Here is a 20,245-nt window from a genome sequence, read left to right on the forward strand (position 1 = left end):
ACAGAGTTTAATATGACATATCAGGATCACTTGATGTCAGAAAAGGGAGAAGCACATTGAGTGCCTCTCCCTTTTGATCCTTTTTTCGGCGGTTGAGAAAGTACGTCCCATAGCTAAAATAAGCGAGTTGCGTTTTTTAATCCTTCCTACTGGCCCAGGAATAACCCATAGGCACTCAGTTATACATACATCAATCTAAAAGTTCAGCTTCTAGAAAATGAACCTGATCTTTAGCTACTAACCTGCCATACCCTTCATTTTCCTTGCTGCTAATAATTGTAGCCGTCTCTCCTTCAAACCAAATCCGGTATTCATATAATCTTTCAGGCATATTTTTTTCCTCCTGAACGAAAAAAGTTGCGATAGCATCTTCTCTCCTAGCCATGTCTGCTTTCGTATTAGGTTCCCAGGTGACTTTGCTCATAGCCTGTTCTATTGCTTGTAGGCTTTGTTTATCAGCAATAATCCGTTCCTCACCGTTTTTTGTGCCATCAAAAGAAATTTTTTGCGCATCGATCCTGGTTAGCTCTGGTTGAAAGTTATTATTGCACCCTGCCAGCAAAAATAAAAGTAGTCCTAATATTACACTTAGGTTTCTCATACACATACCGCCCATGATTAATAATTTCTCTTACTATGTATTACGTCTAGCGATTTACTGTACTTGAATTCATAATTCCTCCTCGCAAAAAATAAGCAAAACAGCGCCATATTTATACATTATGACGTAAGTATAGGAAGATTAGTTTCAAATAAAAGGTTAACAAATTAAAAACACCACCTGATCAACAATCGATTAGATGGCAAGATAATCAATTAACTAAAAAAATAATCCTTATAATAATAGATTGTCATGATCAGTATGAAAATTGTATATCCCACGGCTGTAAAGAAAATAATGGAGGGAGTAAATTTAAACGTTTCTTTTTCCATTTTAAAGTTTGTTGTTTGAGACTGTGCCATCACATTTGTATAATTTGAAGTGAAGCCTCCTTTTGAAGCAGAAAACCAAATGATCGTCGTAATAATAAGTGCGATTAAAAATGCATAGTCAATAAAATTAATATTCAATACATTCCCTACAATATAGGTGATCAATGGCATGATAACCAGTGTAGCAATGGCAATTAGCAGCTTTTTCATTAAGAAAATTCCCCTCTCTTATATCGCCCTATATTCTTTAATACGGTTAAAAGCCATCAAGGTTCCGAAATATTTAGAAAAATATTGAAATTATATTTTATTATTCATATAATAAGTTGCTCCTTAAAATATTGGAGGTCGCCAATGAATCTATCAATAGATAAAGTCTGTGCAAGGATCTCAATGCTTCAGCACTCCCAAAAGATAGAATTACTAGATAAAGGCTTCTCGCTAGATAAAAAATATCTTATTACATCTAACGATTACAAATACATATTACGAATAAGTGATATCAATGACTATGAGAAAAAAAGAGCTGAATTTAGTATCTTAAAAGATCTGCAGCAGTATCAAGTCTTTTCTCATAGAGCAATTGAAATTGGAGTTATAGTCGATTTAGGTGTTTGCTACACCGTGTATTCTTATTTAGATGGGGTGGATGGTATAGAGGCATTACCTAATCTTACTGAGAAAGAACAGTATAAGCTGGGGTTGAAAGCAGGCAAGGAATTATTCAAGATGAACTTATATCCAGCACCTCCATCCATAAACAGTTGGCATGAACGGGCAATGAAAAAACATTATAGATACCTGGAAAGCTACAAAAATTGTGGCATAAAAATTAAAAATGATGAGAAGATCATAGAATTTATAGAAAGGAATAAACATTTTCTAATCAATCGGCCAAATCGATTTCAGCATGATGACTTCCATCTCGGAAACATCATCGTTAAAAACAACGACTATGCCGGAGTCATCGATTTTAATAATTATGATTGGGGCGATCCTTACCATGATTTTGTTAAGGTAGCCTTGATAACAAGAGGAATCAGCATCCCCTTTTCTATTGGACAGCTTAATGGATATTTTGATGACAGCATTCCAGATGATTTCTGGATGCTATATTCAATCTATGCAGCTATGGTTGTCTTTTCGACCGTTGTATGGTCGATAAAGTTTTCTCCACAGCAATCAGACGCAATGGTTAAACGATTGTATGCCATGCTCGAGGACCACCAGTATTTTGCAATATCAAGGCCAACTTGGTACTCCAATTTAATGCCGAAATAAAAAACACCTGATTTCTCATGCAAAAAGCGCAATCAGCAATACTTGCTGCATTGCGCTTTTTTAATTCAGCAGATAGGATATATAATTCCCAACAAAAACTCATGTATTTAGTGAAATTTGTAAATACTATTCGAAGAGGTGATCATGTGGATAAGAATGAGTTAAAACTCACATCAGCGGAAATTGGAACACTATGGGGACAATATATAAATGGAACAATGACGGATACAGTAAACAGATATATGTACTCTATCATTGAAGATGAGTCTATAAAAAACATTTTTGACATTGCGATTAAAATATTTGAAAAACAGAAACGGCAAGTGGTTACTTTTATTGAAAACGAGGGTTTTCCAATCCCAAATGGGTTCACCGATGCGGACATTAATAAAGGCACCGGCAGATTGTTTAGTGATATATTTTGCCTCCATTATTTACATATCATGACTTTACATGGATTATTTGGCCATTCAACTTCACTGGGCGTTTCTGTCAGAGAGGACCTGCGACACTTCTACGACTCCTGTGATAATGATGCGAAAAAGATGTACCATCTAACAATTGAGTTATTGCTTGAGAAGGGGCACTTTCAAAGAGATCCTATGTTTTATCCCGACCGGAATCCAAAATACGTACTAAGTAAAGACTTTACAGACGGATTCTTTGGTAATGGCAGAACTTTGGCCGCAACTGAAATCATCAGCCTTTCGTTTAACCTTAAAAAGAGTATCATGGCCAAGACACTTTCAATTGGATTTAGCCAGGCTGCCCAGTCAAAGGAAGTGAGAAAGTTTTTAACAGAGTCTGAAAAGATTGCAGACCAACAAATTCAATCTTTATCCAAAATAATGCATGATGATAGTTTGCCTATTCCCCGGTCAATGGAAACGGAGGTTACAACTTTAACAGAATCACCTTTATCCGACAAACTAATGTTGTACCATATCGGTTTCTTGTACCAGGCTGCACAAATGTACAATGGGACAGGTCTGGCATCTGCAATGAGAGCAGATCTTATTACCACTTATGAAGGAGTCATCCTAAAAAATATAATGGTCACAAAAAAATGGTTTGATATCATGGTAAAAAACAAATGGCTGGAGCAACCTCCATTGGGACCAAACAGAAAAGAATTAGCAAAAGAAAAATAAATTTGCCCCCTCAATTGAGGGGGCATTCATTTTGAATACTATTCTTTGTACCATTACTCATCGTATCAAGGTTTAATATGAGCCGAATTAAAACAATCATTGGTATGAATGTAGGTTGTTTGGATTTTACTCATAAAGATCTCCCATGTTGTTGGTTACAGGAACATTATGTTCTTTCAACTTTTCCACGATCCTTGATTTGTTGTTACCTACTTTACTGTTATAAGGTAAATCGATGATGTCACCATCTTTTGTAATAAAACGATAATGGTCCATCACCGTTACCCCATTGCTTTTGATGAATACTTCTTTTGCTTCTTTTATATCTTCCCAGTCATATGAAATGATGGTGTTGAATGTTTTTTCATCGTTAAAATGGAGGCCCTCATTATCAAGATAATAATAGTTTGAAATGCCAAACATGAAGAATGGAATGCTTATAGACATAAGCAGGATTGTGATCCACTTATAATGCTTCAGTTCATACTTCCTTTGTATAAAAAGATGAACTAGCAATGTAATGGAAATCCAAAGCATGCCGATCATAAATATAACGTAGGCAGAGGGTGGTGTGACATAAAACCATTTTTCGTTAGAAAGATATAGATAATCCTGTATAAAAAAAACCAATACCAAGGGCATAAAAAAACTGCTAAACATAAGGATAATTGCAGAAACAAATAGAATTCTTGCCGTGTTTTCTGTATGGATATTTAAAGTAGCCATGACGTTTCCCCCCTATATTATAATTAATATGTATTACGGTAAGGAGGGGGAAAAGTTTCAATAATTTGGAATATTCCTAACAAAAGCGATTTTCCATTAAGAAAAACCTTAAAAACAAAGCTCCATTGGTTCCTTACAATGCGTGTATCCGTTACGCCCATAAAACTCTATACTTGTCTCGCTTGGCCAGACTATGATGAATTCATAGTTCATTTTTTTTGCCCAATCATTTACTGTCGTAAGCAGTTTGCTGCCCAGCCCTATGCCCCTGTATTCTGGTAATGTGTAAACATTTGTCATATAAGCAAAAGGGTTTGTCACCCTGCCAGGACGAGGAACCTTGTTAATTAATTCAATAAAAATGTGTGAAACCACTTTGCCATTTTCTTCAGCAACCCAAATCTTCCACTGGCTGCCTTCGAGTGCATTCTTCAGAAACACTCTGCATTCTTCTTCAAATGAACTATACTCAATTCCTACTCCCATTTCAGGATAGTCCTCAAGTGTGAAATTCCATCTCATTTTAATTAACTGATCGATATCCTTTTCCTGGGCCAATCGAATTTCCACTACATTCCCTCCTTGAATAAACAATAAATTGCTCTGCACCAAAACGGCTAAGTGTCTTTTTATACGAAATATATGAATTTCACTCATATTCTTTGAGTCATTTAAACCCTAATTCCAAACATCACCTTAATTCTTTTAGTAAATACTTAATAGCAATTAAAATAACGTAAACACCAAGAACAGCTATTACAAACTGCAGAACATAATTCCCTAATAGTAAAGTTGTTGGAGTCTCTTGTGGACTTAGTAAACCTAAATGAAACGGATAGGCATCATCCATTGGTGTCAAGGAGGTATGCTGTTCGATGATCGGCAAAGGAAATCCAATCCTATGCTTCGTTAAAGCATATTCAGCAGTTACTCTGACGGAATCGAAAACAGGTGTGATCGATACACATATCCAGCCTATAAAAATAGAAGCCAATAATAATCGGTGGCGAAGAATTCTGCTTACCATATCAGTCCCACCAGAGATATAATTTTTTTGTTTCTTTCATATCCTCAATTAAACCATCGATACTGCCAGAGCCCTGATCAACAATGTCAGGACAGAATTTATAGATTTCGTCCGCAAAAGCTTTTAGTTCCTTGTTTTCAGGAAACACTTTAAATTTAGCTTCCACCCAGTCATAATCCGCCCCGATAATCGTGAATGGATACCGCTGATGCCACACCCTGAGCTTAGCGATAACTTCCTCATTGCTAATGTCGTAATTGTCACCATTTGTCTGCCGGATTTTTAATATATCAAACTGATCAATTCCTTTTATAACCCCTATTTCTTCATAGTCATGATTACAAATAAAAGCTTGATACCCGATTCGTTTGAACTCCGCATTCAGTTTTGCGACCATTTCTTCCGCTTCACCTTCATTTGTCTTAAAAGATATTCCAACCGTTTTAACTGAGTCATCCGTATACAAATCTTGATGATTTAAAGGCTGCAACGGTGAATTGGTATGCATTCTAATAATTGAAATTACTTCTTCAGAAAAACCTAACTCAATCCTTGCTTTTTCAATATTTTCTTGTGGAACTTGGTTCTTGCCAAGTCCAAAAAGCTTTTTCCAATTCATTTAATGATCACCTGCTAAATTGTATTCTTATGATTTACTATAATGGTTACCCATCCATACAGTAAGGAATTTCCTAAACAGGACTCGTCATGTTTAAAAATAATATACTCTTGCTAATAGCTATACCTTCCCCGAATATATTAGCGGTAAATATGGTTACTTATTTTAGATACATCCTTAATCATAATTTTGCACTGAAGCGAAAAGCCGCTCCCCCACCAACTCCTGCCATGATATGACTAAGTCTGTATTCTCAGCAGGCTTTACCGTTTCAAGATAAAAATCTTCCGCTTTCCAGTATCTCTTTTTGAACTTTTCGATGTTGCTTTGAGTTTTGGCACTTTCCCTGGAAAACCTTACATCTCTTGGACAATCCAAGAAAACGGTAAAATCAAAATAATTTTTCCATTCCTCTCGCATCAGGAACACACCTTCTACTATGAGAACCTTCTTTCCTGTTAAATGTAAGACTCTTGATGTTTGTTCATCCAACTCATCGTCATAAAATGGCAGCTCAATTTGATCTGCGGAAAGAAGCTTTCCAAATAGATGTACCTTCAGCCACTCCACATCCCATTGGAAGTAATAATACTCACACCATTCCTCCTGGCCAGTATTATATCTTTTGGCGCGTTCAACAATATGATCGTCTATATGTATGACATGAAAAGGAATTCCCAAATCCTTCAGGTTAGAAGCGACTCTTTTTACAAAGGATGTTTTCCCGGACCTGCTCAGCCCATCTATCCCTAAAATGAAGCGTTGATCCTGCTGATCTGCCGTTAAGATTTCTGTAAATATTTTTTCAACAACATTCAATTTGGCAACCTCACTTTTTAAATGATGAAAACTACAATAAATTATTCGCTATGTCAACAACTATTTCCTTTTTTAGACAAAAAATAACCACCTATAAAAAGGCGGCATCATTTAAATTGAACATTAAATTGTAATCGCTCTGCTTCCTGGATACTTTCTTTCAACCAGATTGGAGATTTGGGATGGTCGTAGATTTCATCTGTGGTCATCCAATATATAGCTTCGACTTCATCAGAACTTTTAACAAATGGTTCTCCTGTCTCTATTTCGCAAAAAAACACAAGATCAAGGACTTCCTTTCCATCTTTAAGCAGAAATGAAGTATTCCTTATATATTGAACATCATCTTTTATCGTGATGCCCACTTCCTCAGATAACTCTCTCTTCAATGTACGTTCAAGCAATTTTTTCGAGAAACCTTCATTCTCAACCGTTCCGCCTACAAGAGAAAGCATTCCCCCAGCGTGTTCCTCTTTTGAACTCCTTTCAATGACCAGCCACTTTCCATCTCTATATACAGCACCTTCAACGTTTAAAATGAACATTTACAAACTCCTTTCAATTGCTCTCATTAAATTTTATAACCATTTGGCTAATCCCATCTTTAAGCCAAAAGTCCTGTAACTTTTTCAGGAGTTTACAGGAAGGCAATTTTTCCAAAAAGTTACACTTAGTTTTTACTAATTTTAATATACTGAAAATTCGATAAATTTACACATGCTTTTCTCCTTTTAATACTTGTATAATAGTAATACACCAAGAGTTACCTAAGGTCCAACAAAATCTAGACTTTAGGAGAGTGAGGAAGAATGTTAGAAAACATTATGTTCGCAATGTTGATTGGCGGATTTGTCGGACTGACCGGGCATGTGAGAAAAAGAGGAAAGATCATCATGCCGAGAAGGACAAAAAAGTTCATTTACCTTGGTTTCTTCGAAGAAATTTTTACCGGGTCCCTGGCTGCAGCATTGCTGGTGGTTTCATCAGAAGCTGATTCGCTGCTAAGAGTATTTTTAATGTCCATCATGGCTGGATTTGGAGGGGATGCCTTACTGAGAGGACTGGAATTATTCAAAATAAGTAACAGTAACCCGGGCGGGGAGGATATCGGCAGTGAAAAAACCAATACCTCAGCCTGATAGAAAGAAGTTTGCTAACGCCATTGGTCAAGCAGCTTCCAGAGTGCTTGTTTTTTTTTGGTAAAAACGAACTTGGGAAAATTATTATCCTCATCCAATTGCTCTTCAATTTCCGTAGTGACCCGCAATCGTCACAATGGCTGACAAATGACCCTCATACCTCCTACTCAACTTCTATTTCTTCATCCTTCAAATCCATAAAACCCAATCAGCTCTCCACACCAAATTTCATTAATTAGCTATATTTCCCATGATCATGTTTCACTTTTTCATACATTGGTCAAAATCATTTAGGAAAAACTATCTAAAAAAAACTGAGGAGAAACATAATGGACCTAAGACTGTTCCGTCTGATCAACAATTTATCCGGACGTTATTCTCCAATGGATAGATTGATGATTTTGATTTCAAATCGAATACGTTATGCCTATATCCTGATATTAGTGATCATGCTGTTTAAAAATCGTTCTAACAAAAGGATTGCAATTGAAACAGGCAGTTCCGTTTTCCTGAGCTTCATTGCCCATTTTTTAATAAAACTGTTTTATTACAAACCGCGTCCGTTCAAGAAAAGAAGAGTCGGAATCCTTATTCCTTCAAAACTTGATTCGACGTTTCCTAGTAAACATACCCTGATTGCCTTTGCTGCTTCCACATCAATTATTTTCTTTAACCGGAGCTTAGGTTCCCTGATGCTTTGGATGTCTGCGGTTACCGGATTTTCTCGAATCTGGGTTGGCCATCATTATCCATCCGACATCATCGGAAGCGCAATGCTTGGTTCTCTATTAAGTGTGGCAACTCGATTAATCTCATTTAAACAATCTGGAAACAAGCCCGAACCTGGGTAACCCTTTACCGACAGGCGAGACGCATACTCTCCGTTACTTCTCGCCTGCGATTTTTCAAAAATATATCTTCAATAGGCAAGACGATATACCATGGTGCCTTGCAATGTTCACTTAAAACTGGTCTGTCATATACTAAGTCAATTGCCAGGCGGTTGTTCTCCGTTGATGGTTCTACTGAACTTGCCAGTTCCAGATAGATCTTGTTCATGCTGTCATCATCAAATACCCGTTCAACTGCAATCTTGCCGGCGATTCCATCCCACCATGCATGAAATGCCTTAGAGCTCTCTATGTATCCATGGTTGGCTTGCCCTTCAAACAATTTTAAAAACAAAAGCTTCTGTTCCTCCAAAATCCCATTATGGTCAAACCTGCGATCCAAACTTCTTTGGATCATTTCTTCCCACACTTCTTTAAAAGCTCGGTTGAAATTTTCCTCATCGAGTAGTCCCCATTGGCTGCTATCTAAATAAGGAAACAATAGCTGCCCATTCCGATGACCAGTTTGGTTTAAAAAGACATTCTGAAGGAAGATTAGATAATTCAAAGAATAGGGAGCATTCACTTCAAGCTCAAAAGGGTGTTCCTGTCCAGCCTGCATGTCTTCACTTCCTTTAGATATATAGATTTGATGGCGCTCTTTCCTAAAATTTGTAGCCTTCACAGCCAAAAAGTTTACGAATTTTACTGCAAGCCTTGTTCAGAAAATATTACTTGTTGGAATCGATTTTTCCCATTTGGATTTGTTTTATTCCCCGTTGGTACACCCACGTTCAGGAGTCTTACTCAATCCAGAACCTCTTTACTACATGGCCATTTTCCTCTGTAAAACTGACATCCTCTTTGCCGCCATTTTTAAGAATGGTCCGCTCTGATGCGATATTATCTGCATCACATACGACAAGTACCTTCTCGATTCCTAATTCCTTAGTTTTTCCCAATGAAAATGCGAGAATTTTCGTCGCATAGCCCTTCCGTCTTTCACTTGGCCGGATACCATAGCCGATATGCCCCCCACAGTTAAACAGCCTATCAGTGAGCGAATGTCTTATATTCACTGCTCCTAACACCCTGTTGCTTTCATTAACGAGCCAGTAAGTGGAATCACGAACCCAGCCTTCCGGAAGATTGATACCTTTTTCATTGTTGAGCAAAAATTGGACCATCCCCTGAAAGTCAGTTGGATCCTTTTCGATTACCCACGGAATCATATCCTCTCCACTTGCTTTCCATTCCTGGTAAAAATCTAAATATTCCTTTTCTAAACTAACATTTGGCTTTACTAACAACACTTTCTCTTCCATTCTCATATCTCCTCAAAAACATGAAGGGTTTAAAATCCCCCTCATTTTATTTCGATTTTAAAAATCTCCTGCCAATAACAGTAATAGTCATTAATAGTGTAATCGCACTCGTAACAAAAAATCCAATCGCATAGGAAGGGATACTCGCTTCTGGGACTCGATCGTTGATTTCAAAGCCCAAAAAGTGAACTCCGATCCCATCGCCATCAACATTGGTACCAAGTGACCATAATTCAACACCCTCTTTAGCAAGCAAAGCTGTAAGTAAAATTAACAAAATCGAAACTATCCCTTTAATCGAGTTCATAATATTTCAGCTCCTTGATTATTTTACATCCACCATTTCCCTTGAGGAATCATAACAGTTTCCAATTCTAATTTTTCATTGAACCATTTTCTCATCAACGTTTTCTTTACTAAATATTCAGATGCGGAATGCGAAACGCCTATAAGTGACATGTTTGTTTCGGGGACATAGTCCATCATTTGCTGGAATTTTTTCTTGCCGTAGTCGTTATCAATATGGCAATGGATTTCGCCGGTGATATAGGCTTGCGCTCCTCTTTTTTCTGCTTCCCTCATCCAATCTACCTTGTCACCGCATCCTGCCACAATCGCAATTTTCGAAATGCGATCGTGCTTCTTGCCTTCAAAATCGACATATGGAATCTCAAATAATTTCTCAAGCTTTGAAACTAACTCTACAGTGCTGGTTTCTTCTATCTCACAAATAAAAACCAGGTCAATTCCTTTGTACTCTGGCAAGAAACCGTCAACTTTTTCAGCACCCAATGCATGCTGTATTGCCACACTAGTTCCCAATTCACGATGGAAATCCAGCGGTTCATGGACTGTATAAACGGAAAGTTTTTTGTCTCTGATTCTATTTATATATTCTGTTTTAATAGGAACAAATCCCTTTCCCCAGTCTCCATTGGGGTCGCCGCATTCCATCAGCAAAGGATGGTGCATAAAAAGAAGATCCCCCTCCATGCTATTTTCGATAAAATGCTCAAGCACCTCGTCTGTTGGAAACACAGCCAAGAATACTTTGCTAACCTCCGGCGCTCCTTTTAACATCAGCCCATTGAAAAGTTCTGTAAATTCCTTTTCAAAGGCCTCCTTCCAGTTAAATCCCGTTTCCTCATATGCAGCTGGAAGAAATCTGCTAAACCCTGGATCCTTTCCAAACTCTTCGATTTCAAAAACTTGATTTAATTCACTCACAATGTGTACAAGCTTCAACATCACCACTCCATCCATGTGTAGACTCTTTCTCATTTCCCACGTTAATACAGGATTCTCAATTAGCATCAAGGTACAACTTAAAGCGTTCCATTTAATAAAAACAAGAACATTGGAAACGAATATACATTTACATTTTTAAAATATTAATATAATATTTATAAATATTTTCCGCTTAATCTTTCCGAAGAACGGGGGAACCAATTGGCGTCTTTTCGCCTGGGGTGAATTCAACGTGAAAGGGCTTTGCGTTTCCGGGTCCTAACCCGACAGCTAACCTCGTAAGCGACCAAAGGGAACAGAAGATCAAAATCTCTGTGGTAAATGACACCCAATGTGTCTTTTTTTTAAGGAGAAAAACAATCTTGTATCCCTTGCCAAATGCTATTACAGCATAGAATTTACAGAAGGTGAGGAAATCTTGATGAAGAGAATCAGTTTGGCAGGACAAATCTTTATTGGCCTGATCGTCGGAATCATTGTAGGTGCAGTGTTTTTTGGAAACCCAGCAGTTGCCACCTACCTTCAGCCGATTGGAGATATTTTTCTCCGTTTAATTAAAATGATCGTCGTACCAATCGTTGTTGCAAGTATCATTGTTGCCGTTGCAGGTGTCGGCGACATCAAACAGTTAGGTAAAATCGGCGGAAAGACGCTCTTGTATTTTGAAATTATCACGACCATGGCCATCATTGTAGGTATAGTCGCAGCAAATTTATTCCAGCCAGGTGCTGGGGTGAATATGAACGAGCTCGACAAAACAGATATTGCCAGTTATGTAGATACAGCCGAAACACAAGAAACAAAGTCTATGATCACGACATTGGTAGAAATCGTTCCAACCAATCCAATAGCCGCCTTTGCAGAAGGCGATATGCTTGCGATCATCTTCTTTTCCCTTGTATTTGGTTTAGGGATTTCAGCCATCGGTGAAAAAGGAAAACCAGTTATAGCCTTTTTCCAGGGAACTGCTGACGCAATGTTTTATGCAACCAACCAAATCATGAAATTCGCACCATTCGGCGTATTTGCACTGATTGGTGTAACTGTTTCCAAATTTGGTCTTGCATCACTGATCCCGCTTGGCAAATTAGTCCTTACCGTTTATGGAACAATGGCTTTCTTCGTAATTGTCGTATTAGGCTTAGTTGCTAAAATGGCAGGTTACAATATCTTCAAATTGATTGTCACACTGAAAGATGAATTAATTTTAGCATTCTCGACGGCTAGCTCCGAGACAGTTTTGCCAAGAATCATGGATAAAATGGAGAAAGAAGGAGCACCAAAACACATCACTTCTTTCGTGATACCGACAGGCTACTCCTTTAACCTTGATGGTTCAACGCTTTATCAAGCGCTCGCAGCCATTTTTATCGCACAGATGTACGGAATCGACATGAGCATTTCTGAACAGGTTTCACTTATGCTGGTGTTGATGGTTACTTCTAAAGGCATAGCCGGAGTTCCGGGTGTCTCATTCGTGGTTCTCCTGGCGACATTGGGTACAGTAGGATTGCCTGTTGAGGGTTTAGCCTTCATTGCTGGTATTGACAGAATCCTTGATATGGGACGCACTGCTGTAAATGTAGTCGGGAACTCCCTGGCAGCCATTGTAATCGCTAAATGGGAAGGCGTCTTCAAACCTGGAAAGCAATCCGCTGCTATAAATAAAGCTTCTTAAATTGCATCTATAGCCAACAGGATCATCTCTGTTGGCTATTTATTTTGCGCTTTTTCGTAGCCTATTTGCTCTATCATCACAAAGTGTGTAATTTTATATTGAAAAGCAGGTATCCGATAAAACATTATTATTATCCATTTTTCCCTTCTTCAGTTAAACTACCAGTTTAAATGCAGCCAGTTGTTCTCCCCATGGCGCAATTTCTTTTTCAACAAAACCAGCCTTCTTATATGTTTTTCTGGCCCCCTCATTTTCTGGATGATAACCAATCATGATATAAGGGATCTGATCGGTGTTCTTGCTTCTAATCTCTTCAATAATTAATTTCACTGCAGCGGCACCGATTCCCCTTCCCTGGTATGCTTGATCTACCATCAATCGGTAAATCCAATAATTATTGTCATCCTCGTCAATGCCGTACATGGCAAATCCAATCATCCGATCGCCATCATAAATACCCGCCGCATAAAACTGGTCCAGGAATTGAACTTCTGCAATGGAATAAAGATTGGATGCCATAAAGTGTTTTTGCCCTTCTTTCAATGTTAATTCAATTGCATCCTTCCAGTTTTCCTTGGTAATTGGTTTTAATGTTAGCTCCATAATACAACTCCTGTTCTTCTATAAAAATATCAATCTAAACCGAAGATATATAGGATAGTAAAACTCTAATCCACATTTACTTTTAGCTAATTTTACCATCAGGGAATAATTTCTCAACCTTATTCTAAAAAATTTCTAAAATCTGGTGTAACTTTCACCTATGCAATCTGTCTATATTTTCCGGAGAGGGGAAATGTGATGTCGGACCCGAGAATCGAATTATACGAGACATACAAAAATGCAATTTTTTTATACCTATACCGCTCGACACTGAATCGGCATGTTGCTGAGGATCTTACACAAGATACCTTCGTGAAGGCTTTTCAATCACTTTCCAGCTTCCGTGGCGAGTCTTCGATAAAAACATGGCTTTTCAAAATCGCAAGGAATACCTATATCAATTTCAGTACGAGAAAACAATACAAGATGGAGATCCATACTGACATTATGGATCAGCATCAGACTCCTCAATATGATCAATTCAAACGATCTGATGAACAGAGGATGATCGAGCTTACATTGCTGGAACTGCCGGAAAACTACAGGACCTATATTATTTTACGTGATGTCAATGAACTTACTTATGAAGAGGTTGCAGTCATTACACATGAAACAATCGGCCAGGTAAAGGTTGGGTTGTATCGAGCCCGAAAGAAATTTAGGGAAATTTATAACAAATTGGGGGCTGAAGAATGAAAATAGAACATGATATCGTCCAAGACCTTTACCCTTTGTATATCGATAGCGACTTAAGCCCCTCGGTGAAAATCGCGGTTGACGAGCATTTACAAGCCTGCCAGGAATGCAGAAGATTTTATGAGACGGGGGAAAAAACGGCTAACATCAGTAAAATCGATGAGCCGAAAGTATCTAAATCACTGGATGAAAAAATCATTTTAAGAATGAAGCTGAATCGTTTGAGGCTTATTTCTATCATGCTTGCTGCTATTTTATTTTCCATGATTTTCACTGATTACGTTAACGAGCGTGAACAACTGTTTATGGCTACTGATGGTTATTATGATGCTTTAGGGATAATACAACCTATGTTTGATGATGTGAAAAACAAGGACCAAGTCAGCCTGGAACCATTGCAGCAAGAAATTCATCGTTTTTCAAAGTATAATATTTCGCTTAATGACAATTTGAATTTCATTGAAGAGTATAACAAGAACTCAACAGAACACCACCTCAGTCTAAATACTCAAAGGCTGAATGCAATGCTTGAAGTAATGAAAATTCGTTACGACCAGGGCAGATGGACAGAGACAGACGAAGCAGCATTTCAGGCTGTAAAGGATTACTTCATTGGACAGGAAGAAGTCGTTAGTGTGGAATATAATAAAACCCATCATGGATATAGCTCCTATCTCCACTTTCTAAATGTAAAAGAGATGGATCAGTTTTATGAAAAGGTTAATTTATTAACCTACAGTTATACTCGATATCATAAATTGCCAAATCAAATTAAAGCACTGCATGAATCTGAATTGAAAAAGCGGATCACAAATGTGTTAGGATTTGAAGAAGATGATATCGAATTAGAGAAGGAAAGCCCTGTTAATGCTTTATATGTTTACCGTTTTGAGAATAAAAGTGGATATGGAGGGACAATCGATGCCATTAATGGACAAATCCTCGCTTATAGTGGGGATACCGGACCATTAAGTAATGCTCCAGTCATAAGTCAAAAGGCAGCTGAAAAAAAAGCTAATTTTTATTTAGAAAAAATCTATGGAAAAGAAATAAATTTTGAAGTGGTATCTTTAGGTTTTAATTACAATTCCTATTCAGATGATCCAAGACATAAGGTATATAGCTTTAAAGCAGTACCTATGGTTCAGGGTTATTCACTCTATACACCATTAGAGACAGAAACCATTCTCCACCTTAATGCCAGGAACGGTAAACTTGAATCTTACGATCACAATCGCCACATTCCATCATTTGAACAATATGGTCAAATCGAACTTTCTGCTTCAGTTGACAAAACAAAGCAACCGGTTATTATCTATTCAGCTTTAACAGGGAAATTCGAATTAGTCTATATGGAACCAGATTTAGAGTATTTTGACGAAGATAAATTCACTTCCGTAAAAAGCGGAATCGAAGAGAAAATCTATCACAACTTCTACTAAATACAAAAGACTGCCTCCTATAGAAGGCAGTCTTTTGTATTTATAATTCATACGCCAACGTATACTAATAGCCTAAACTCTCCCTGCTTTACGGCACAAATAGTAATTCGCGCATTCATTGTCAATTATTTGTGTTTTCAACCCTTGTTTGCTAAGTTTATTGTAAGGAAGGTTTTCACTATACATGTATTGTTATCTTATTTCATTAACATATAAATAAACAATTGAGAATGAGGAGTGTACATAAGATGGAAGCACCTTTTAAGCAAAGAGATGAAGTGACTGAGTTCATTAAAGCCAATCGTGAGCTTTTTGAACAAAAATTATTATCAGAGGCAGTGAACGTAGCGTCTAAAATCAATGAAATTCTCCAAAAAGGGAATATTGACCTCTTAAAAAACGCAGAAAGATTAATTGTCTACATTGTGGAGGAGCAAGAAGAAGAACTGATCGCTTTTGCTGAACAAGAAGGCTTGGCCTGGGCAGAGCATTCCTTGACTGTTGCTTTCAAACTGGAATGGGTGCAGGCAATCAGACGAACATTGTGGCACTTCTTGTATCAATTTGATCGTATGAATAACAGTTTTACTGACCGCGAGGAATTTTTCCCGCTTGAGAAAAAGATTAATGACCGTGTCGACCAATTCCTGAATACCTTTTTCTTAAGCTATACCAAATACAAGGATGAGATGCTCAACTCTCAGAGAAAACTGGTTGAACACTTGTCCGTTCCAATCATTCCTATCAGCAGCACTGTCGCTGTATTGCCTTTGATCGGCATGATTGATGAGTACAGAATGCAAATCATTGAAGAAAAGGTTTTAATGGATATTTCTAAATTGAAAGTCCATACTTTGATCATGGACCTTTCAGGTACCGCGGAAATGGAATTGAACGTAATCGATCACTTCCAAAAGGTTTTAAACGGAATTTCCATGATGGGATCCAAAGCAGTAATTACCGGGATGCGTCCTCAGCTTGTGAGAAATATGATCCATGCCGGAATCAACTTTGAACAGAAGGCCGAAACAAGGGGAACATTGCAGCAAACACTTAAATCTTACTTGGATAACGAAGCAAAATAAAAATCATAGTAAAACCCCTTTGCTTTGAACAAAGGGGTTTTACTATGATTAAAGTCGTTTATCCAGCTCCAACAGCATTTGATTGTTTTCTTCTATGTCTCGATGGATGCCATCAATTTCAGATGAAATATTGAATTCCTGCTGTTTGACGGATAGTATTTTTTGCTGCTGAGATTCCTGCTGTTCAGTGATGTTTCGAAGACTACCCGCTAGTTCGGAACTTTCACTCCTAATCGATCAACTAAATCTGCAGGATTTCGCGAATATCTTCCTCTGTCAGGGTAGCCGAGGATTTTTCTTCGATAATTTCTTCAATCATGTTCCGCTTTTTATCCTGCAGCTCATTCATCTTTTCCTCGATTGTTCCTCTGGCAATTAGCTTGATGACCTGGACTTGATTTTTCTGGCCCATACGGTGGGCGCGGTCAGCAGCTTGCTGCTCGACAGCTGGATTCCACCATAAATCATATAGAATGACGGTGTCCGCTCCAGTCAGATTCAAGCCCGTCCCTCCCGCTTTCAAGGAAATCAGGAAAAAATCCCGTTCCCCGTTATTAAACCGTTCGCATGTTTCCACACGATCTTGGGAAGGTGTCTGCCCGTCAAGGTAAAAGAACGGAATGCCCTCGTATGCCAACTCTTTGCCAATCAGATCGAGCATTTTCGTGAATTGCGAAAAAATGAGCACCCTTCTCCCTGCAAACCTGGACTCCTCGATGATTTGCTTCAACTGTTCAAATTTAGCTGAGCTGCCCATATACCCATCTACAAACAAGGCTGGATGGCAGCATATTTGCCTTAATCGCGTCAGGCCAGCCAGGATTTTGATCCGGTTTTTCCTGATCGTATTCTTATCCAGCTGCTTCAAGGTTTGATGGCGAAGCTTTGCCAGGTAGGCAGCATATAGCTTTTTCTGTTCAGGCAGCAATTCCACTCTGTCGATTGATTCGATTTTTTCTGGCAGCTCCCCGAGCACTTCTTCCTTTACCCTTCGCAGTAAAAATGGCCGAATCCTGCGGGCAATGGTTTTACTTGTCAGATTACTATATTCCTTCAACCCCTGGAATAACTCAGGAAAAACCACCCGAAAAATAGACCATAAGTCTTCTATCGAGTTTTCAATCGGCGTACCTGTCAACGCGAACCGGTGGTCAGCCTGTATGTTCATCACTGCTTTTGCCGTTTGAGTCAGCGGGTTTTTAAATGCCTGAGCTTCATCGAAAAAGACAGTGTGAAAATTCATTTTTTCGTATAGGTGAATATCGCGGCGCAGAAGCATGTAGGAGGTGATGACAACATCAATGCCCGAAAAATCGTTTAATAGTTTCGAACGCTCTGTTTTATTGCCGTCAATGATGACAGCTTGAATATCAGGAGTGAATTTCATGAATTCACTGAGCCAGTTATAAATCAGGGAAGACGGACAAACAATCAGAATAGGCTGTTGCCTTTTCCTTACATCGGACAGTTCGGAAGCAATATATGTAATACTTTGCACTGTTTTACCAAGGCCCATGTCATCAGCCAGGATTCCGCCAAATCCGTATCTTGCAAGAGTTTTCATCCAATGAAAACCCTGCTTCTGGTATTCACGTAAAATTGGCTCTAATTTATCTGGGATATCGAACTTCACTTTTCCAGGGGTGCTGATTTCATCAAGAAAACCTCGAAAAGAATCTTCCATTCGCAGTACTGAACCATCCTCGAATGATTCCAGCATTTGCATCCCACGGACAATTGGAACATTCAGCCCTTTCTCCAAATCCTCATCCTGAATCGGCCCTGCCTTCAAGAACCGCTGGATTTCCTCCCATTCCCTTGTTTCCAACGACATCAATGCCCCATTGCGTAACCGATAGTACTTCCGTTTTTCCTCAAGCGCTTCGAGTATATCCCTAATATATTTCTCAGGAATCCCATCCATTCCAAACTTAAATTCAAGCCAGTTCGTCCGCTCTTTTTTCACCTTGACACGTATTTGCGGTCGGGCCGGCTCCCTGAAAATCCGATTCCTGACTGCTGTAGTTGCGTAAACTTGCACCAGCTTCTGAAGCTTAGGCATGACATGATACAAAAACTCATACTCGAGGTCTTCATTATGCAAGAAGTAGCCGCCATCCGTTTTAGCAAACGAACTTTCGTCGAGCATACCCAGTATTAAGTCTTCCTTGTCCGTATTCCTGATCAGCATTGAATTTGTCTGAGGTTCCCTGCCTTCCAATGGATTGAACACAATATTGTCATACTGGAACTCAAGCCCGGCGAGGAGACGGTTATTGACTCGATCGAGATACAATTTGGCGATTAACGGTGTGTTTAAAAATTGTCTCGTAATATCTCCATTTATTCGAACCTCTCCGATTCTTCTCAAACCTGGAACCACTTTTTCCACAAAGAAACTCATTTGATCTTTCCGGATTGGAATTTCGTTCGTACCTGAACTCTCAAGCATTTGGATCAGCTCATAAAGACGATTACTATCCTCGCTATTCAGCTGGATTAATTGTCCTTGATACAATACTAAATCATAGGCATTCAGCAAAACTAGCTGAGTCAACCCATCGATCTTCAAACGGTAGTTTTTATCGTCTGTTTCTTCAAAATCAAATAGTAATGGAAGTTTTTCGCTGGAAATTCTTAAATCAGCAGATAATCCCCCTGCGTATTCAACCTTTGCATTCGGTACCTTCGTGAGCAAAGGTAAAAGTTGATCCCATGTTGAAGGCGAAATGAGCAGCGTTTCATTGTTTCCAGCAAAGGTATTTTGCAGTGCCTCTTCATCCTCGACCACCTGAATCAGGGCTTTAATGATGACATCCGTTTCGCCTTGAAAACAATGAAGCTCTGGATCATATGCAAACAATCCGGAAAGAGACACTTTTTCTTTATCTTTTACACTCGCTAAAAAGCCCCTGATATCCTGAATAGCAATAGGTCCAATCTTCATCGCAATCCCAAGCATGGTTTGCTTCTTGCTGAGATTGACAGGCCTGACCCTGAACTCTGTATTCAGAACCTTTCTAGTTTCAAAGTGCAGCTGATGCCTGCTCGAACGTCGTGGCTGTTCACTAAAAAGCGTCAACAAACCCTCAGCTAGCCCATTTTCCGTTTCACCTTTTACTTGTAGCTGTTCAATCCCTTGTCTCTGCTTGTCCAGGATTGCAATTAAAACAGCAGCAACATGCTGGCACTCTGTTTTGATAGAAGCAAGCTTGGGGCAGCTGCACTGAGCAGTGAACCCATCATTATTTTTTCGGACAGTAACATGGAATTCGTCTGCTCCTGTGACTGTAGCTACCGCCAATTCCTTGCTGTATTTTGTAAACTTCACTTTATCCGCACGGTAAAACGCATCCCCACGCTTGAAAGAAACAGTTCCGCACAATTCCTTGATGACTTTATGATTCAGTTTTAAGTCCATGCTCTGTCCCTCCCGCAGATGCAATAATCGATAGTTATTAGTGTAGACCTAATCGCAGCATTTGTTAAGCCAGAATATAAAAAGCATGGAGAAAAACTGATATGCTCCCCTTTAGGTAGACAGATTAAAAAATAAAATCTGTTTACTTAAAGGGGAGTTTTTATTATGTCAAAAAGGGCCTTTTCACTCCAAGATAAAATTAAGATTATAAAGGCATTGGAA

Annotated in this window: 22 protein-coding genes and 1 riboswitch; of the genes, 8 read left to right on the plus strand and 14 right to left on the minus strand. The window is 38.6% G+C overall.

Annotated features, from left to right (window positions below; genetic code table 11):
• Positions 1 to 190: 190 nt before the first annotated feature.
• Positions 191 to 616: a hypothetical protein gene (locus tag M3204_RS17175; protein WP_251484642.1), complete on the minus strand. Its 426-nt coding sequence runs from the start codon at positions 614 to 616 to the stop codon at positions 191 to 193.
• Positions 617 to 816: 200 nt separating this feature from the next.
• Positions 817 to 1,143 carry a hypothetical protein gene (locus tag M3204_RS17180; protein ID WP_251484645.1) on the minus strand — a complete coding sequence of 109 codons (327 nt, stop codon included), beginning with the start codon at positions 1,141 to 1,143 and terminating at the stop codon, positions 817 to 819.
• A 144-nt stretch (positions 1,144 to 1,287) separates the two neighbouring features.
• On the opposite strand from M3204_RS17180, the gene M3204_RS17185 reads away from it, so the two are divergent.
• Together M3204_RS17185 and M3204_RS17190 are read left to right on the plus strand one after the other, a co-directional pair.
• Positions 1,288 to 2,214: an aminoglycoside phosphotransferase family protein gene (locus M3204_RS17185; protein ID WP_251484648.1), complete on the plus strand. Its 927-nt coding sequence runs from the start codon at positions 1,288 to 1,290 to the stop codon at positions 2,212 to 2,214.
• Between the two features lie 146 nt (positions 2,215 to 2,360).
• Positions 2,361 to 3,365 (plus strand): DUF3231 family protein, encoded by a 1,005-nt coding sequence (locus M3204_RS17190; protein ID WP_251484651.1) that lies wholly within the window; start codon positions 2,361 to 2,363, stop codon positions 3,363 to 3,365.
• A 126-nt stretch (positions 3,366 to 3,491) separates the two neighbouring features.
• On the opposite strand, the gene M3204_RS17195 is transcribed toward M3204_RS17190, so the two are convergent.
• From M3204_RS17195 to M3204_RS17220, 6 genes are all read right to left on the minus strand, one after another.
• On the minus strand, positions 3,492 to 4,091 hold the full coding sequence (locus M3204_RS17195) for a hypothetical protein (protein ID WP_251484652.1): 600 nt from the start codon (positions 4,089 to 4,091) through the stop codon (positions 3,492 to 3,494).
• 108 nt (positions 4,092 to 4,199) lie between these two features.
• Positions 4,200 to 4,661, minus strand: coding sequence for a GNAT family N-acetyltransferase (locus M3204_RS17200; RefSeq protein ID WP_251484654.1), 462 nt, complete (start codon positions 4,659 to 4,661; stop codon positions 4,200 to 4,202).
• A 121-nt stretch (positions 4,662 to 4,782) separates the two neighbouring features.
• The gene (locus tag M3204_RS17205; protein WP_251484656.1) at positions 4,783 to 5,118 is read right to left on the minus strand and encodes a hypothetical protein; all 336 of its coding nucleotides are present in this window, start codon (positions 5,116 to 5,118) and stop codon (positions 4,783 to 4,785) included.
• Position 5,119: 1 nt separating this feature from the next.
• Positions 5,120 to 5,737 (minus strand): DUF4253 domain-containing protein, encoded by a 618-nt coding sequence (locus M3204_RS17210; RefSeq protein WP_251484657.1) that lies wholly within the window; start codon positions 5,735 to 5,737, stop codon positions 5,120 to 5,122.
• Between the two features lie 177 nt (positions 5,738 to 5,914).
• Positions 5,915 to 6,556, minus strand: a complete 642-nt coding sequence (locus M3204_RS17215; protein WP_251484660.1) for a kinase — start codon at positions 6,554 to 6,556, stop codon at positions 5,915 to 5,917.
• Between the two features lie 107 nt (positions 6,557 to 6,663).
• Positions 6,664 to 7,101: an NUDIX hydrolase gene (locus tag M3204_RS17220; RefSeq protein ID WP_251484662.1), complete on the minus strand. Its 438-nt coding sequence runs from the start codon at positions 7,099 to 7,101 to the stop codon at positions 6,664 to 6,666.
• A 264-nt stretch (positions 7,102 to 7,365) separates the two neighbouring features.
• On the opposite strand from M3204_RS17220, the gene M3204_RS17225 reads away from it, so the two are divergent.
• A complete protein-coding gene (locus M3204_RS17225; protein WP_251484663.1) occupies positions 7,366 to 7,695 on the plus strand; it encodes a DUF4257 domain-containing protein in 330 nt (109 codons plus the stop codon).
• A gap of 329 nt (positions 7,696 to 8,024) precedes the next feature.
• Positions 8,025 to 8,546 carry an undecaprenyl-diphosphatase gene (locus M3204_RS17230; protein ID WP_251484666.1) on the plus strand — a complete coding sequence of 174 codons (522 nt, stop codon included), beginning with the start codon at positions 8,025 to 8,027 and terminating at the stop codon, positions 8,544 to 8,546.
• Between the two features lie 4 nt (positions 8,547 to 8,550).
• Here the strand turns inward: M3204_RS17230 and M3204_RS17235 are convergent, their stop codons facing one another.
• The 4 genes from M3204_RS17235 to M3204_RS17250 form a co-directional block, all read right to left on the minus strand.
• Entirely contained in the window at positions 8,551 to 9,147 is a 597-nt protein-coding gene (locus M3204_RS17235; protein WP_251484668.1) for a hypothetical protein, read from the minus strand.
• A 181-nt stretch (positions 9,148 to 9,328) separates the two neighbouring features.
• A complete protein-coding gene (locus M3204_RS17240; RefSeq protein ID WP_251484671.1) occupies positions 9,329 to 9,850 on the minus strand; it encodes a GNAT family N-acetyltransferase in 522 nt (173 codons plus the stop codon).
• A 46-nt stretch (positions 9,851 to 9,896) separates the two neighbouring features.
• On the minus strand, positions 9,897 to 10,157 hold the full coding sequence (locus M3204_RS17245) for a hypothetical protein (RefSeq protein WP_251484675.1): 261 nt from the start codon (positions 10,155 to 10,157) through the stop codon (positions 9,897 to 9,899).
• A 23-nt stretch (positions 10,158 to 10,180) separates the two neighbouring features.
• Positions 10,181 to 11,098 (minus strand): Nif3-like dinuclear metal center hexameric protein, encoded by a 918-nt coding sequence (locus M3204_RS17250; RefSeq protein ID WP_251484730.1) that lies wholly within the window; start codon positions 11,096 to 11,098, stop codon positions 10,181 to 10,183.
• A 159-nt stretch (positions 11,099 to 11,257) separates the two neighbouring features.
• A riboswitch (cyclic di-AMP (ydaO/yuaA leader) is annotated at positions 11,258 to 11,399 on the plus strand.
• 120 nt (positions 11,400 to 11,519) lie between these two features.
• Between M3204_RS17250 and M3204_RS17255 the strand changes: the two genes are divergently transcribed.
• Positions 11,520 to 12,776 carry a cation:dicarboxylate symporter family transporter gene (locus tag M3204_RS17255; protein ID WP_251484688.1) on the plus strand — a complete coding sequence of 419 codons (1,257 nt, stop codon included), beginning with the start codon at positions 11,520 to 11,522 and terminating at the stop codon, positions 12,774 to 12,776.
• A gap of 153 nt (positions 12,777 to 12,929) precedes the next feature.
• Here M3204_RS17255 and M3204_RS17260 read toward each other — a convergent pair whose 3' ends face one another.
• Positions 12,930 to 13,382 (minus strand): GNAT family N-acetyltransferase, encoded by a 453-nt coding sequence (locus M3204_RS17260; RefSeq protein WP_251484731.1) that lies wholly within the window; start codon positions 13,380 to 13,382, stop codon positions 12,930 to 12,932.
• A gap of 195 nt (positions 13,383 to 13,577) precedes the next feature.
• On the opposite strand from M3204_RS17260, the gene M3204_RS17265 reads away from it, so the two are divergent.
• The 3 genes from M3204_RS17265 to M3204_RS17275 all read left to right on the plus strand — a co-directional run bounded on the left by M3204_RS17265 (position 13,578) and on the right by M3204_RS17275 (position 16,602).
• Positions 13,578 to 14,075, plus strand: a complete 498-nt coding sequence (locus tag M3204_RS17265) for an RNA polymerase sigma factor (protein WP_251484691.1) — start codon at positions 13,578 to 13,580, stop codon at positions 14,073 to 14,075.
• Positions 14,072 to 15,517, plus strand: coding sequence for a zf-HC2 domain-containing protein (locus M3204_RS17270; RefSeq protein ID WP_251484693.1), 1,446 nt, complete (start codon positions 14,072 to 14,074; stop codon positions 15,515 to 15,517). Before M3204_RS17265 ends, M3204_RS17270 begins: the two co-directional genes overlap by 4 nt.
• A 248-nt stretch (positions 15,518 to 15,765) precedes the next feature.
• Positions 15,766 to 16,602: an STAS domain-containing protein gene (locus M3204_RS17275; RefSeq protein WP_251484695.1), complete on the plus strand. Its 837-nt coding sequence runs from the start codon at positions 15,766 to 15,768 to the stop codon at positions 16,600 to 16,602.
• Between the two features lie 241 nt (positions 16,603 to 16,843).
• On the opposite strand, the gene M3204_RS17280 is transcribed toward M3204_RS17275, so the two are convergent.
• Positions 16,844 to 20,023, minus strand: a complete 3,180-nt coding sequence (locus M3204_RS17280) for a DEAD/DEAH box helicase (RefSeq protein ID WP_251484698.1) — start codon at positions 20,021 to 20,023, stop codon at positions 16,844 to 16,846.
• Positions 20,024 to 20,245: the final 222 nt, after the last annotated feature.

The organism is Mesobacillus subterraneus, from assembly GCF_023715485.1.
In the GTDB taxonomy this organism is placed as follows: domain Bacteria; phylum Bacillota; class Bacilli; order Bacillales; family Cytobacillaceae; genus Mesobacillus; species Mesobacillus subterraneus_B.

Excerpts from the sequence above, each read along its gene's own strand:
- M3204_RS17175 (WP_251484642.1), bottom strand. The coding sequence starts at position 616 with ATGGGCGGTATGTGTATGAGAAACCTAAGTGTAATATTAGGACTACTT.
- M3204_RS17180 (WP_251484645.1), bottom strand. The coding sequence starts at position 1,143 with ATGAAAAAGCTGCTAATTGCCATTGCTACACTGGTTATCATGCCATTG.
- M3204_RS17185 (WP_251484648.1), top strand. The coding sequence starts at position 1,288 with ATGAATCTATCAATAGATAAAGTCTGTGCAAGGATCTCAATGCTTCAG.
- M3204_RS17195 (WP_251484652.1), bottom strand. The coding sequence starts at position 4,091 with ATGGCTACTTTAAATATCCATACAGAAAACACGGCAAGAATTCTATTT.
- M3204_RS17205 (WP_251484656.1), bottom strand. The coding sequence starts at position 5,118 with ATGGTAAGCAGAATTCTTCGCCACCGATTATTATTGGCTTCTATTTTT.
- M3204_RS17210 (WP_251484657.1), bottom strand. The coding sequence starts at position 5,737 with ATGAATTGGAAAAAGCTTTTTGGACTTGGCAAGAACCAAGTTCCACAA.
- M3204_RS17220 (WP_251484662.1), bottom strand. The coding sequence starts at position 7,101 with ATGTTCATTTTAAACGTTGAAGGTGCTGTATATAGAGATGGAAAGTGG.
- M3204_RS17225 (WP_251484663.1), top strand. The coding sequence starts at position 7,366 with ATGTTAGAAAACATTATGTTCGCAATGTTGATTGGCGGATTTGTCGGA.
- M3204_RS17230 (WP_251484666.1), top strand. The coding sequence starts at position 8,025 with ATGGACCTAAGACTGTTCCGTCTGATCAACAATTTATCCGGACGTTAT.
- M3204_RS17235 (WP_251484668.1), bottom strand. The coding sequence starts at position 9,147 with ATGCAGGCTGGACAGGAACACCCTTTTGAGCTTGAAGTGAATGCTCCC.
- M3204_RS17240 (WP_251484671.1), bottom strand. The coding sequence starts at position 9,850 with ATGGAAGAGAAAGTGTTGTTAGTAAAGCCAAATGTTAGTTTAGAAAAG.
- M3204_RS17245 (WP_251484675.1), bottom strand. The coding sequence starts at position 10,157 with ATGAACTCGATTAAAGGGATAGTTTCGATTTTGTTAATTTTACTTACA.
- M3204_RS17250 (WP_251484730.1), bottom strand. The coding sequence starts at position 11,098 with ATGTTGAAGCTTGTACACATTGTGAGTGAATTAAATCAAGTTTTTGAA.
- M3204_RS17255 (WP_251484688.1), top strand. The coding sequence starts at position 11,520 with ATGAAGAGAATCAGTTTGGCAGGACAAATCTTTATTGGCCTGATCGTC.
- M3204_RS17265 (WP_251484691.1), top strand. The coding sequence starts at position 13,578 with ATGTCGGACCCGAGAATCGAATTATACGAGACATACAAAAATGCAATT.
- M3204_RS17270 (WP_251484693.1), top strand. The coding sequence starts at position 14,072 with ATGAAAATAGAACATGATATCGTCCAAGACCTTTACCCTTTGTATATC.
- M3204_RS17275 (WP_251484695.1), top strand. The coding sequence starts at position 15,766 with ATGGAAGCACCTTTTAAGCAAAGAGATGAAGTGACTGAGTTCATTAAA.
- M3204_RS17280 (WP_251484698.1), bottom strand. The coding sequence starts at position 20,023 with ATGGACTTAAAACTGAATCATAAAGTCATCAAGGAATTGTGCGGAACT.